1 protein-coding gene is annotated in these 525 nt (G+C 40.2%); it reads left to right on the top strand.

The annotated features are described in order from the left end of the window. Positions 1–207 precede the first annotated feature (207 nt). Positions 208–525, top strand: coding sequence for a hypothetical protein (locus ACYVRH_RS14385; protein ID WP_461257555.1), 318 nt, complete (start codon positions 208–210; stop codon positions 523–525).

The following is a 525-nucleotide window of genomic DNA, read 5'->3' on the forward strand; positions in this document are numbered from 1 at the left end:
GGAGAGACTTTGGAATAAAACAAAGAAAATTCAGAGAATAAGAGTTCGGCGACGTACCCTGGATAAAGATTTCTACCCACCGTTATTTAGTCGCCGAAAGGCTCGTAGGCGGACTCTTACGAAGTTTTTACAGCGTGCGCAGCCTGCCCGCCTGTACTAAATAAATCCTTTGGGCATACATCGTGTAGAGGAGAGGGATAGAGGTTTTTGGGGGGTGAATGGCTGTTTCAAAAAGCCGTGAAAAGTGATATAATTAAAATAAGAGGAAGCATGGATATTGTCATTCTGGACAGTGCATTAAAACATAATATAACCGAGGAAAGCATCAAGGCGTGTTTGTTCAATGTCAAAGGCGGTAAATTACTGAATGATCCGCCTCCCAAACATCTGCTTGCAGGCTTTGACCATTTAGGAAATGCCCTTGAACTAATTACGATTGAGGAAGAAGAGCGTAATCTTTTGATAGTTATTCATGCAATGAAACTGCAAAAGAAGAATTATTATTTATTGGAAGGAGATTATTAA

Source organism: Treponema sp. R80B11-R83G3, from assembly GCF_054786115.1.